Below are 12,389 nucleotides of genomic sequence, written 5' to 3' on the forward strand. Positions count from 1 at the left end.
GGCGGCGAACCGGCTTCCCCTGCCCTGCTCCGCAGGAGCTTCATTTCCTCCCCGGCCTGAAGGCCGGGGTATCCACGAAGGACAGACCCGATGACGTGTCGTCGGTGCCGTTGCAGCAGACGCTGCGGCACTTGCAGAGCTCGTTCGCCCACTTCTTCGCCGAGCGGGCGAAGCACCCGCGCTTGAAGTCGCGGAAGTCGGCGGAGTACACCACCAGCGGGTTCCGCCGGATGTCGCGTGGTTGGTCCCGCCCGCTCCCAGCAGCAGACCTCGAGTGCTCGACCGTCAAGCCTTGTGCGGGATCCTGTTCGTCCTGCACGGAGTGACGAGCCTTTCTGGTCCTGGTGCGTCGTCGTACTGCTGCTGGTGGGGCGGGGGTGCTCTCAGGAGGACCGAACGAAGGCGGGTCCACGGACAGTCGCCTACCGAACCAGGCAGGGGCGCCTACTGTCGAACTTCCAGTCAGGAATGAGGTATTGCATCGTGACGGCATCGTCGCGGGCCCCCAACCTCTTTTCCTGGTAGAGATCGTGGGCTGCGAGGAGGCGGTCCATGTCGAGGTGGACGCCCAGCCCCGGCGCGTCCGGGACCGCGATCTCGCCACCGGTGATGAGCGGTGGGGCGGTGGTGAGGCGTTCCAGCCCTTCCTGCCATATCCAGTGGGTGTCCAGGGCGTTGTACTCGCCGGGGGCCGCGGCGCCGCAGTGGGTCACCATGGCCAGGGAGATGTCGAAGTGGTTGTTGGAGTGGCAGCCCCAGGTCAGTCCCATCGCGTTGCACAGCTGCGCCACCCGGACAGAGCCCTGCATGGTCCAGAAGTGTGGGTCGGCCAGCGGGATGGAGACCGACTGGAGGGCCAGGGCGTGGGTCATCTGACGCCAGTCGGTGGCGATCATGTTGGTCGCGGTGGGAAGGCCGGTGGCGCGGCGGAACTCGGCGAGGATCTCCCGTCCGGAGTAGCCGTCCTCGGCTCCGCAGGGGTCCTCGGCGTAGGCGAGCGTGCCGACCAGCGGCCGGCACAGTTCGATCGCCTCGCTCAGTGACCACGCGCCGTTCGGGTCGAGGGTGATGCGGGCCTCGGGGAAGCGGTCCTTGAGGGCTCGTACGGCCGCGACCTCCTCGGCGCCGTTGAGGACGCCCCCCTTGAGCTTGAAGTCCCGGAATCCGTAGTGGCCGTAGGCCGCCTCGGCCTGACGGACGATCGCCTCGGGCGTCAGGGCCTCCTCGTGCCGGACCCGGTACCACTCAACGGGGGAGTCGGGTTCCCGGACGTACTCCAGGTCGGTCCGGTCTGGGTCACCCACGTAGAAGAGGTAGCCCAGCACCCGTACGGAATCGCGCTGTTGCCCGTCGCCCAGGAGCGCCGCGACGGGCACGTCGAGGTGCTGCCCGAGCAGGTCGAGCAGGGCGGACTCGATGGCGGTGACCGTGTGGACGGTGGTGCGCAGGTCGAAGGTCTGGGCGCCCCGTCCGCCGGTGTCGCGGTCGGCGAACCGGTCGCCGATTTCGCGCAGGACGCGCTTGTAGTCGCCCACCTTCGCCCCGACGACCAGCGGTTCGGCGTCGCGCAGCGTCTGCGTGATCTTCTCGCCACCGGGTACTTCGCCCAGTCCGGTGCGTCCCTCGGAGTCGGTGAGGACGACGATGTTGCGGGTGAAGTAGGGGCCGTGGGCGCCGGAGAGGTTCAGCTCCATGCTGTCCCGGCCTGCGACCGGGTAGACGGAGAACTCCGTGATGGTCGGCTGTCCGATACTCATCGGGTGTCCTTCTGCGGGTGAGACGGTGCGGGTGATCAGAGGTTTCCGGTTCAGGGGGTTCCGGTTCAGAGGGTGAGGATGTCGAGGGCCCACTCGGCCGCCAGGACGCCGCCCAGGCCGAGCATGGCGAGCACCGTCGTGTAGGTGGTGCGGACCTTGATCGCCTCGACGACGGAGAGGTTGAAGTACTCCTTGAAGAGCCAGAATCCAGGGTCGTTGACGTGGGAGCACGCGATGGAACCGCAGGCGACGGCGAGCACCATGATCTCCGGGTGGACCCCGCTGCCCGCCAGGAGCGGCAGCACCACGCCGGAGGCCGTGACGACGGCGACCGTCGCCGAGCCGAGCGCGATGCGGAGGATGACGGCGACGAGCCAGGCAAGGACGATCGGCGAGATGGACCAGCCGTCCGTGACGTTCTTGATGTAGTCGGAGATCCCGCCTTCGACGAGGACGTTCTTGAAGGCCCCGCCGGCGCCGATCACCAGAAGGATCATTGCCATCGCCTTGGCCGCTGAGGTGCACGAGGCGCCGATGTCTTCCAGGCTGCGGCCGATCCGCGGTCCGAACGCCCACGCCGCCAGGCAAAGGGTCAGCAGCAACGCGATCGGGGCCGAGCCGATGAAGGCGACGGTGTGCAGGAGCGGACTCTCGGTGGAGGTGGCCATGTCGGTCACGGCGGCGGCCACGATCAGCACCACGGGGAAGAGCGCCACGAACAGCGACCAACCCAGCCCGGGCATCTCCTCGTCGGTGAACTCGCGCTCGCTGACCAGTCCCTTGGGGATGGAAGGGTTCATCGCCTTGATGAAGGGAAGACGAGGCCAGGCCAGGGCGATGAGCGCGCCGGCGGGAACGGCTATGAACAGGCCGTAGAACAACGTGAGCCCGACGGAGGCGTGGAAGGTCGCGGCGACCGCGGTGGGGCCGGGGTGCGGCGGCAGGAAGCTGTGCATGGTGGACAGGGCGATGGACATCGGCAGGCCGACCCACAGCAGCTTCGTTCCGGTGACCCTGACCAGGGTGAAGGCTATGGGCACCACGATGATGAACGCGACCTCGTAGAACATGGTCACGCCGATCAGCATCGACGTGACCACCATGGCCACCTGGACCCCACGGGGGCCGAAAGCGTCCAGGAGCTTGCCGGCTATACGCTGAGCGGCGCCCGAGTCCCCCATGATGCGGCCGACCATGGCACCGAGTCCGATGGTGAGCATGGTGTCACCGATCTGGCCCCCGATGCCTTCGGAGAGGACGTCCGGGATGGTCGCCACCGGGATTCCGCGGACCAGGGCGACGCCGACCGCCACGAGCAGGAGGGCCGCGAAGCCGTTGACTTTCAGCTTGGTCATGAGGAGCAGCAGAATCAGAACACTGATCCCGACTACGAGTATGGGCATGACAGTTCCCCTTTGAACTGTTGGCTGGGCAGTCGGACGCTCCGTCGGCTCTGGGTGGCCCGATCGGCGTACGGCGAGAACGGCCGCAAGTCCCGGAAGGCAGAGGGCGCTGGCGCGTGGCAGCGCCGGGGCGGCCGGGCGCGAGAGGCGACCGGGTTCGTCAAGCGGGTCGTCGTACGGCGCCGACCAGGTTGAGGCCGTGGTCCAGCACCTTCTCCAGATCGGCAAGGTCGACCGGGCCGGGGTCGGTGAGCGGGGCGCGCACCGGGCCGACCGGGAGGCCACGCAGCCGGGCGGCGGCCTTGACCAGGGAGACGGCGTAACCCGGCACCCGGTCGCGCAGTTCGACCAGCGGGACGTAGAACTCGCGCAGGAGTCTGGTCACGCCTGCGTCGTCCCCGTCCCGCAGAGCGGTGAAGAAGGCGTTCGCGATCTCGGGTGCGAAGGCGTGGACGGCCGACGAGTAGGCGGGCACACCGACGGTGGCGTAGGCGCGGGCCTGGATCTCGGCGGTTGAGGCGCCGTTGAAGAAGAGGAAGCCGTCGGGCGCGGCCAGTGTGAGGCGCTGGAGCCGGTCGAGGTCGCAGTGCCCGTCCTTCAGACCGATGACGGTGGGGATTTGGGCGATCCGGCGCAGACTGTCGGCGGTGAAGGCGACCTGTCCGCGCTGGTACGCGATGAGTGGCAGCCGGGTGCCGTCGGCGATGTGACGCAGCTGCTCCACCAGGCCGTCCTGTGGGGCACCGACCAGGTAGTGGGGCAGTACCAGGGCGGCGTCGGCACCGGCTTCCTCCGCGATGCGGGCGAAGCGCAGCGCCTGTGCCCAGCCGTAGCCGATGCCCGCGACCACCGGCACCCGCCCGTCGGTGATCTCGACCGTGGTCCGCACGACAGCCCGGTACTCGTCCTCGTCCAGTGAGAAGAACTCCCCGGTCCCGCAGGCCGGGAACACCGCGCCGGGTGCGCTGTCCAACCGGTCGGCCAGGTATGCCCGGTAGGCATCCAGGTCGAGGCCGCCGTCGTCCCGGAAGCTCGTGAGCGGGAAGGACAGTACCCCGCTCGCCATTCCCTCACGGAGCCGCTGGACGACCCCTGCGGCCTCGATGCTCATTGCTGTCATGCCTGTCGCCTGTCCTTGTATGCAGATGCTGTCTACGTATGCAGATGGAGGCTAGAACCATGAACCCGATGGGTCAATGGGTGCGCAGACACGAATAGGCGCGGATTTACGATGAGCACATGTCAGAGACGAGAGGCGTTCGCGGAGTGAAGTCAGCGGCCCGGACCGTCGTGCTGCTGGAACTCCTCGCCGAGCGGGGTGAGCAGCCCTCGCGCCTGGATCAGCTCGCGGAGGAGCTTGGTGTGCCGCGCAGCAGCATGTACCAGCTGCTCCAGACCCTCGTCGAATACGGCTGGGTCCGCACCGATGCCACCGGCTCCCTCTACGGCATCGGCATTCGCGCGCTGCTCACCGGCACCAGCTACCTCGACGGCGACCGGCGCATCCGCCTGGTCCGCCCGTACCTTGACGAGGCGTCGGACGCGCTCGGCGAGACGATCCACATGGCACGACTCGACGGCACGGACGTCGTCTACCTCGCCACCCGGGAGTCCCACGAGTACCTGCGCACCATCAGCCGGGTCGGCCGTCGCGTCCCGGCCCATGCGGGCGCGCTGGGCAAGGCGTTGCTCGCCGAGCGCGCCGACGACGAACTGCCCTTCGCGGACGGGCTGTTGACAGCCCTTACGAAGAACACGCACACCGACCGTGCCGCGCTGCTCGCCGACCTGTCCCAGGTGCGCGAGTGCGGCTACTCCATCGACCGCGAGGAGACGGTGCCCGGTATCGCCGGCTTCGGCTTCGCCCTGCGGTACGACACACCGGCCACCGACGCCATCAGCTGCTCGGTGCCGGTGGCCAGGTTGACCAGGGGACACGAGGCCCGCATCATCTCCGTGATGCAGGAGGTACGAGCGAAGATCGAAACCCGCCTGCCGCCCGTCTCCGGCGTACCCGACTGGCGCTGAGGCCGCGAGCATACGCCGGGCTCTTCGTCGTTGAACCGCCGGCGCTCCACCGACCGGACACTCACCCGCAGTTCCTTCGCTGCCGACGGGGCCGGTCCGGCCACGAGCAGGAAGTCGGCCGGCCGGTCGGCGCCCGGGGCGTCGGCGGCGCCGATCCGGGCCGTCAGAGCGGGCCCGGTGGCCGGGGAGTTCCCGTCACGGCCGGTCAGGGCGAGTCCGCCCACGACCGCGCCGGCCAGCGCGCAGGCCGGCGCGGGCAGCAGGACCGCCCGGCGTGGGATCGGGTTGCGGCGGGGTGTGCCAGTGGTCGTACGCAGGTCTTGGCGGATCCGGACCGTCACCTGCTCCTTGGGGAACTGGTGGCGGCCCGCCGGCAGATCCCGCTCCACAAAGGGCAGATGACGGTTCGGCGCCGGTCGTCCACCGCCCGGCGATCTCCTCCGCTCGGTCGGCGGCCTCCGCGGCACCCGCCCCGGCCGCCGCGCCCGTGGGAGCGGGGGACGTTGGTGGCGATGTCAAGCGGCCAGGGCCGCGGCGAACCGCCGTCGGTTTCGATCGGCGCCCGGCGCCGCCAGGCCTCCATGAAGGCCGCCGACAGGATGTCCTCGGCCACGGACCAGTCGGCGGTCAGCCGGAAAGGCATGGTCCGCGCACCGAGCGAGCGCGTGCGTCGTAGAGCTCCGCGAAGGCGTCCGGATCCCTGGCGCGTATCCGGGTTCGCATATCTGTGGTTACGCACGCAACTGCCCGTGGGGATCCGCGAGTTCCAGTGGTGCGCGTCGCATTCTCTCCGCATGTCCCCGCCTAATGTTGTGCACTTTCTTGACGGCAGTCATCAGACAGCCTAATTTCATGGTGTCCTTCCCCGCTCAAGGGAGAGCGCGATGCCCCCGGCCCCCGCCGTGTCAGAACGCACCCTCCAACTCCGCCGAGTCGCCTTCTCCGGCATGCTCGGCACCGCCGTCGAGTTCTACGACTTCCTCGTCTACGGCACTGTTGCCGCACTCGTGTTCGGCGAACTGTTCTTCCCTGGCGCCGACCCTGCAGTGGGCACGATCGCCGCGTTCGGCACCTTCGCCGCCGGCTACGTGGCCCGCCCGATCGGCGGCATCGTCTTCGGCCACTTCGGCGACCGCCTCGGCCGCAAGAACATGCTGCTGCTCACGATGGGCCTGATGGGCGGTGCCAGCTTCCTCATCGGCCTGCTGCCCACGTACGACACCGCCGGTGTCTGGGCCCCGGTCCTGCTGATCACCCTGCGCGTGGTGCAGGGCATCGCCATCGGCGGGGAGTGGGGCGGCGCGACCCTGATGGTCGTGGAGCACGCGGGCGAGCGCCGCCGCGGCCTGTGGTCGAGCTTCACCCAGATGGGAGCCCCGCTCGGCTCCCTGATCTCCGCCTCCGTGGTCGCCCTGGTCTCCACCCTCCCCAAGGACCAGTTCGCGGCCTGGGGCTGGCGCGTGCCGTTCCTGCTGAGCGTGCTACTGCTCGGCGTCGGCCTGTTCGTCCGCCTCAAGGTGGTCGAGAGTCCGCTGTTCGCCGAGGTGAAGAAGGATCACGCCGAGTCGAGGCTCCCCATCCTCGACGTCCTGCGCCGTCCGAAGCCCGTGCTGCTGGCCTGCGGTGTCGGCATCGGCGCCTTCACCGCCCAGTCCCTGCTGACCAGTTATCTGATCGCGTACGCCACCGGCATCGGCTATCCCCGCCCGCAGGTGCTCACCGCGCTCACCGTCTCGGCCGCGGTCGCCCTGGTGGTCCTGCCCTGCGGGTCCGCGCTCTCCGACCGGATCGGCCGCCGCCCGGTCGTCCTCACCGGCGCGATCCTGTCGGCGGCCACCGCCTTTCCCGTTCTCGCGCTGGTCGACTCCAGGTCGTCGGGAGCCCTTGTCCTGGCCGTCGTCATCGGCCATGGCATCTCCCAGTCGCTGATGTACGGCCCGCTGGGCGCCCTGTTCAGCGAGATGTTCGGCACCCGGGTCCGCTACACCGGCGCCTCCCTCGGCTACCAGGGCGCGACCCTCATGGGGGCCGGCTTCTCCCCGTTGATCGCCGGCAGCCTCGTCGCGAGCAGCGGCAGCGGCACCCCCGTCGCCCTCCTGCTGTGCGGCGGCTCGCTGATCACCGCGCTGACGGTGTGGTTCGTCCGCGAGACCAGCCGTACCTCACTCGGCGAAGACCCCGCCCCCGAACTCCCCACCACCCCCCACACACAGGAGATCACCGCATGAGGCACCGCACCCGCATCGCCTGCACGGCGGCCCTGCTGCTCACCCTCACCACCGCACCCGCCGCCACGGCGGCCGACGCGGGCACCACCCACGTGGACGGCCAACTCCCCTCCGGCGCGACGTACATGATGGACGTCCCCACCACCTGGAACGGCACTGTCCTCCTCTTCAGCCACGGCTACAACGCAGGCCCGGCAAACCCCGCCCAGGACGCCCCGGACGCCACCACCAAGGCCCTTCTCCTCCAACGCGGTTACGCCCTCATCGGCTCGTCGTACGCCAGCACCGGCTGGGCGGTCACCGACGCGGTCCCCGACCAGATGGCCACTCTGAAGACCTTCACCACCCGCTTCGGCCAGGCCTCCCGCACCATCGCGTGGGGACGGTCGTACGGCGGCCTGGTCACCACCGCGATAGCCGAGCGCCACCCGGAGGAGATCGACGGCTCGCTCTCCCTGTGCGGCCTGGTCCACGGCGGCGTCGCCAACTGGAACAACACCCTGGACCCGGTGTTCGCCCTCAAGACGCTCCTGGGCACCGACGTCCCCCTGGTGAACCTCCCGACCCAGCAGGCCGCCACCGACGCGGCCAACACCCTCACCGCCAAGGTCGACTCCGCCCAGACGACGGCCGAGGGTCGAGCCCGTATCGCCCTCGCCGCGGCCCTGCACAACATCCCGGTCTGGAACGCGCCCACCCAGACCCGCCCCGCCGCGAACGACTGGGACGCCCAGCAGGCCAACCAGTATGACGCCGTCAAGGGCCTGCTGAAGATCGCAGCCTTCAACCGGCGACAGGAGGCCGAGGTCCGGGCGGGCGGCAACATGTCCTGGAACACCGGCATCGACTACACCCGGCTGCTCGAGAAGTCCTCCGTCCGCAAGGAGGTCACCGAGCTCTACAAGAAGGCTGGCCTCTCCCTGACCAAGGACCTCGCCGCCCTCAACCGCGCCCCGCGCATCAAGGCCGACCGGAACGCCGTCGCCTGGATGAGCGCCACCAGCAGCTTCACCGGCAAGCTGGCCAAGCCCCAGCTCTCCATCCACACCATCGGCGACCCGCTGGTCCCCGTCCAGACGGAAAGCGCCCTGCGCCGAGCGGTCACGGCCGCCGGCTCCGCGCCCCTCCTCCGCCAGGCCTACGTCGACAACGCCGGCCACTGCACCTTCAGCCCCGCCGAACAACTGGCCGCCCTCCACACCCTGGAGGATCGCCTGACCACCGGTAGCTGGCAGGGCACCGACCCGGCGTCCCTCAACGCCCGCGCCACCGCGGCCGACCCCACTACCCCCACCCGTTACATCACGTACCGCCCCACCCCCTACCTCCGCCCGTACGACCTCGCGCACCCTGCCGACGGCCGGTGAGCTCACACGACCTGCTACGACCGCCCGCCGTGCTGTCGGCGGGCGGTCGTACCCTTGCCCCCGTGGAGGACGACGACATCAGGGACACCGCGGAGGGGCCACAGCCGCGCCCGTAGTCGCTCATGCTCACCTTCTTCGGCAACCACGTCCTGGAGGAGGGGGACCTGGGCGTCTACTCGGGCAGCATCATCGACGTCCTGGGCCGCGTGGGCGTGGGCGAACAGGCCGTACGCTCCACCCTCACCCGCATGGTCAACCGAGGCCTGCTCCAGCGTCAGCGCGAGGGCCGCGAGTTGTTCTTCGGCCTGACCCCGCAGGCCGGCCGCGTCCTGATCGACGGCCGCACCCGCAGCTGGAAGCAGGGCGCCGTCAACGACGACTGGGACGGCTCCTGGACCCTGCTCGGCTTGTCCCTGCCCGACTCCTGGAAACGCCAGCGCCACGACCTGCGCTCACGGCTCACCTGGTCCGGATTCGGCGCGCTGTACAGCGGCCTGTGGATCGCCCCCGGCCACGTGGACGTCTCCGTGGTGGTCGCGGGCCTCGGTCTCACGGCCCACGTCAAGATCTTCCACGCCCAGGCCGCCGAGGTGACCGACATCGAGCAGATGATCTGCGACACCTGGGACCTGAAGTCCATCGCCGCCCGCTATGTCGCCTTCGACGAGCGCTGGAGCGCCCACCTGGAAAACGGCACCGACCACGACCCGATCGGCAGCCGCCTGCGCCTGGTGAGCGACTATGGTCAAGGGAGAGTCCCATGGGACGCGGCCCACATGCCGATCGGGCGCCGCGAGCGGGCCAAGCGGGCCAAGCAGGCCAAGCGTGAGCGCATCATGGCCGCAGCCCGCGACCTGTTCGCCGCGCATGGCGTCAGCGGGGTCACGGCACAGCAGCCGGCCGTGCCCGCAGGTCGGCCCCGTCCCGTTCGGCCGCGCCCGGAGCCCCGGGGCCGGTCGGTCCCGGGGCCGAAGTCCCGCTCCGCTTGTCCCGCAGCCGACCCGGCCGGGGCGGCCGGCGTCAGGCGACGCTCAGGACGATCTTCCCGGTGGTGCGGCCCTGCTCGCCGATCTCGTGCGCCTTCGCGGCCTCGGCCAGCGGGACGACGGTCTCGACCACGGGCGTGAGCGCGCCCCGCTCGGCCAGGGCGGCGATCTCGCGCAGACCCAGGTGGTCGGGCTCGACCAGCATCCACACCGCCCGCACGTGGCCGGGGACGTCGGCGGGGACGTCGTCGGGGCCGGGCAGGGTGATCAGCCGGCCGCCCGGGCGCAGCACCGTCAGGGACCGCTCGGCGTTCTGGCCGCCGAGCCCGTCCAGCACCACGTCCACGTCCCCGACGGCGTCCTCGAAGCGGACCGTGCGGTAGTCGATCACCTCGTCCGCGCCCAGCTGCCGCAGCAGGTCGTGCTTGCCGGCGCTGGCCGTGCCGATGACGTACGCGCCGCGGGCCTTGGCGATCTGCACGGCCAGGTGGCCGACACCGCCGGCCGCCGCGTGCACCAGCACCCGCTCACCGGCGCGCAGCCCGGCGGTGTCCACCAGGGCCTGCCAGGCGGTCAGCCCGGCCAGCGGCAGCGCCGCCGCCTGCACGTGGGTGAGGTTCGCCGGCTTGGGCGCGAGGTGGCGGGCCGGGGCGACGACGTACTCGGCGTAGGCGCCGGCCTGCCGCGGGAACAGCGGCATGCCGTACACCTCGTCCCCGGGGCGGAACATCCCCACGCCCGGTCCGACGGCCTCCACGGTGCCGGAGACGTCCCAGCCGACCGCCGGGACCTCGCCCCACTCGATCAGGGCCCCGCTGGCCCGGGTCTTGAAGTCCACCGGGTTCACACCGGCCGCGTGGACCCGCACCAGGACCTCGTTCAGTCCCGGCTCGGGCCGGGCGACCTCACGCTCCACGAGCACTTCCGGTCCGCCCCACTGCTCCACGACCACCGCACGCATGCTGTCCGCCTCACTTTTCCGTCTTGATCGGATACCGGCCGCCCGGGCCCTTCCCGGCGCGACGCAGTCCACGATCCGGCACCCGCCCCCACCATGGTGTTGGCCGTCTGGCCACTATGTGACAGGATCTGGCCATGAGTGAGATGCCGTGGCCGTGCACCGACCCCCGCCCCGACCCGAGCGCCGACGCGGCCGGGCGGCACCGCATCGCCGTCCTCGCCCTGCCCGGCGTCCCGCCCTTCGAACTCGGCATCCCCTCCCGCGTCTTCGGCAGCGTCCTGGACGCTGGCTCACGCCCGCTGTACGAGGTCACCGTCTGCACCGCCGACGGCGCCCCGGTCCTCAGCGACGCCGGGTTCACCGTGCAGCCCGCGGCCGGTCCCGAGGCCCTGGCCGCCGCGGACACCGTGATCGTCCCGCCCACGCACGCCATGCCCGAGCTGGGCCGCGGCGGCCCGCTGCCGCCCGAGGTCACCGCGGCCATCGCCGGCATCCGGCCCGGCACCCGCCTGGTGTCCATCTGCACCGGCTCCTACGTCCTGGCCGCCGCGGGCCTCCTCGACGGCCGGCCCGCCACCACCCACTGGAACCTCGCCCCCGAGTTCCGCCGCGCCTACCCCCGCGTCAAGGTCGACGAGGAGGTCCTCTTCGTCGACGACGGCGACGTCCTGACCTCCGCGGGCGTCGCCGCCGGCATCGACCTGTGCCTGCACATGATCCGTCGCGACCACGGCGCCGCCGCCGCCAACCGCGCCGCCCGCGCGTGCGTCGTCCCGCCCTGGCGGGACGGCGGCCAGGCCCAGTACATCGACCGCCCGGTGCCCGAACCCACCGTCGCCACCACCACCGCCACCCGCGCCTGGGCTCTGGAACACCTCGGCGAACCCCTCTCCCTGAACCGCCTGGCCGAACACGCCCGGATGAGCCTGCGCTCCTTCACCCGCCGCTTCCGCGACGAGGTCGGCATGACCCCCGTGCAGTGGCTCACCGCGCAACGCCTGGAACTGGCCAAGCAGTTGCTGGAGACCACCGACGTGTCCATCGACCTGGTCGCCCACCGCTGCGGCTTCGGCTCCGCCAACTCCCTGCGCGCCCACATGCGCACCGCCTTCGGTGTCTCACCCGCCGCCTACCGCCGCACCTTCCATACCCACGACCTGGTGGAAGCGGGCGTCTGAGGACACATCAGCGCCGCACATACCCGCTCTGCGGGCCGGCCGGGATCCGCGTGATCATCCGCTGCCGGTGCTCCCATCGCTGCCATGACCCCTTCTTCCAGCGAACCCGTGCCGACCGCGCGGCCCACCCAGTGGGCAGGCCAGGGTTTTCCACGGCCACGGTGAGCATCGGCTCGGGCAAGGACCAGGGGCCTTGACCCTTGATCCTGGACACACGAGACACTGGATCCTGAGGATCTGAGAACGGACATCTCGTGGTCATGAAGAACTATCCGCCGCAGTTCAAAGCAGACGCGGTCACGCTGTACCAGTCGCGGCCCGAGGCGACGATCCGGCAGGTTGCTGCCGATCTGGGAATCAACCCCGAGACCTTGCGGAACTGGGTTCGGGCAGCCGGCGCGAGCCGGCCGCGGGGACGCCGGACGGAGGTGGCGACCGAGCCGCCGACGCCATGGGAGGCGGAGAACGCCGCTCTGCGCCA

The 12,389-nt window shown here is 70.6% G+C and carries 9 protein-coding genes and 3 pseudogenes; 7 read left to right on the forward strand and 5 right to left on the reverse strand.

All coding sequences use genetic code 11. The annotated features are described in order from the left end of the window. Positions 1–92: 92 nt before the first annotated feature. Positions 93–260: pseudogene (locus ACWD3I_RS48515) on the forward strand (RNA-guided endonuclease TnpB family protein); the annotation flags it as partial. Between the two features lie 162 nt (positions 261–422). On the opposite strand, the gene ACWD3I_RS48520 reads toward ACWD3I_RS48515, so the two are convergent. From ACWD3I_RS48520 to ACWD3I_RS48530, 3 genes are all read right to left on the reverse strand, one after another. After that, on the reverse strand, positions 423–1,751 hold the full coding sequence (locus ACWD3I_RS48520; protein ID WP_365412475.1) for an enolase C-terminal domain-like protein: 1,329 nt from the start codon (positions 1,749–1,751) through the stop codon (positions 423–425). A 71-nt stretch (positions 1,752–1,822) separates the two neighbouring features. Next, a complete protein-coding gene (locus tag ACWD3I_RS48525; protein ID WP_365412465.1) occupies positions 1,823–3,160 on the reverse strand; it encodes a gluconate:H+ symporter in 1,338 nt (445 codons plus the stop codon). A gap of 160 nt (positions 3,161–3,320) precedes the next feature. Next, positions 3,321–4,280: a 5-dehydro-4-deoxyglucarate dehydratase gene (locus ACWD3I_RS48530; protein WP_365412467.1), complete on the reverse strand. Its 960-nt coding sequence runs from the start codon at positions 4,278–4,280 to the stop codon at positions 3,321–3,323. Positions 4,281–4,399: 119 nt separating this feature from the next. Between ACWD3I_RS48530 and ACWD3I_RS48535 the strand changes: the two genes are divergently transcribed. Continuing rightward, positions 4,400–5,188 carry an IclR family transcriptional regulator gene (locus tag ACWD3I_RS48535; RefSeq protein ID WP_365412469.1) on the forward strand — a complete coding sequence of 263 codons (789 nt, stop codon included), beginning with the start codon at positions 4,400–4,402 and terminating at the stop codon, positions 5,186–5,188. A 406-nt stretch (positions 5,189–5,594) separates the two neighbouring features. Here ACWD3I_RS48535 and ACWD3I_RS48540 read toward each other — a convergent pair. Continuing rightward, positions 5,595–5,911, reverse strand: a pseudogene (locus ACWD3I_RS48540) (RNA polymerase sigma factor); the annotation flags it as partial. Positions 5,912–6,072: 161 nt separating this feature from the next. On the opposite strand from ACWD3I_RS48540, the gene ACWD3I_RS48545 reads away from it, so the two are divergent. From ACWD3I_RS48545 to ACWD3I_RS48555, 3 genes and pseudogenes are all read left to right on the forward strand, one after another. Continuing rightward, complete coding sequence (locus tag ACWD3I_RS48545) at positions 6,073–7,416, forward strand: MFS transporter (RefSeq protein ID WP_365412471.1); 1,344 nt, start codon at positions 6,073–6,075, stop codon at positions 7,414–7,416. Continuing rightward, complete coding sequence (locus ACWD3I_RS48550) at positions 7,413–8,783, forward strand: alpha/beta hydrolase family protein (protein WP_365412473.1); 1,371 nt, start codon at positions 7,413–7,415, stop codon at positions 8,781–8,783. Before ACWD3I_RS48545 ends, ACWD3I_RS48550 begins: the two co-directional genes overlap by 4 nt. Before the next feature lie 122 nt (positions 8,784–8,905). Beyond that, a pseudogene (locus ACWD3I_RS48555) lies at positions 8,906–9,526 on the forward strand (PaaX family transcriptional regulator); the annotation flags it as partial. Positions 9,527–9,803: 277 nt separating this feature from the next. Here ACWD3I_RS48555 and ACWD3I_RS48560 read toward each other — a convergent pair. Beyond that, positions 9,804–10,730, reverse strand: coding sequence for an NADP-dependent oxidoreductase (locus ACWD3I_RS48560; RefSeq protein ID WP_365412474.1), 927 nt, complete (start codon positions 10,728–10,730; stop codon positions 9,804–9,806). Positions 10,731–10,864: 134 nt separating this feature from the next. Here ACWD3I_RS48560 and ACWD3I_RS48565 point away from each other — a divergent pair, with 134 nt between their 5' ends. Both ACWD3I_RS48565 and ACWD3I_RS48570 read left to right on the forward strand, forming a co-directional pair. Beyond that, positions 10,865–11,908 (forward strand): GlxA family transcriptional regulator, encoded by a 1,044-nt coding sequence (locus ACWD3I_RS48565; protein WP_451084445.1) that lies wholly within the window; start codon positions 10,865–10,867, stop codon positions 11,906–11,908. A 260-nt stretch (positions 11,909–12,168) separates the two neighbouring features. Beyond that, on the forward strand, positions 12,169–12,389 hold a 221-nt coding region (locus tag ACWD3I_RS48570), incomplete at its 3' end, for a transposase (RefSeq protein ID WP_451084446.1).

This window comes from Streptomyces sp. NPDC002817, from assembly GCF_053592055.1.

What these genes read in the sequence shown, in the direction of transcription:
- ACWD3I_RS48565 (WP_451084445.1), top strand. Translation starts at nt 10,865, where the DNA reads ATGAGTGAGATGCCGTGGCCGTGCACCGACCCCCGCCCCGACCCGAGC.
- ACWD3I_RS48535 (WP_365412469.1), top strand. Translation starts at nt 4,400, where the DNA reads ATGTCAGAGACGAGAGGCGTTCGCGGAGTGAAGTCAGCGGCCCGGACC.
- ACWD3I_RS48545 (WP_365412471.1), top strand. Translation starts at nt 6,073, where the DNA reads ATGCCCCCGGCCCCCGCCGTGTCAGAACGCACCCTCCAACTCCGCCGA.
- ACWD3I_RS48525 (WP_365412465.1), bottom strand. Translation starts at nt 3,160, where the DNA reads ATGCCCATACTCGTAGTCGGGATCAGTGTTCTGATTCTGCTGCTCCTC.
- ACWD3I_RS48550 (WP_365412473.1), top strand. Translation starts at nt 7,413, where the DNA reads ATGAGGCACCGCACCCGCATCGCCTGCACGGCGGCCCTGCTGCTCACC.
- ACWD3I_RS48560 (WP_365412474.1), bottom strand. Translation starts at nt 10,730, where the DNA reads ATGCGTGCGGTGGTCGTGGAGCAGTGGGGCGGACCGGAAGTGCTCGTG.
- ACWD3I_RS48530 (WP_365412467.1), bottom strand. Translation starts at nt 4,280, where the DNA reads ATGACAGCAATGAGCATCGAGGCCGCAGGGGTCGTCCAGCGGCTCCGT.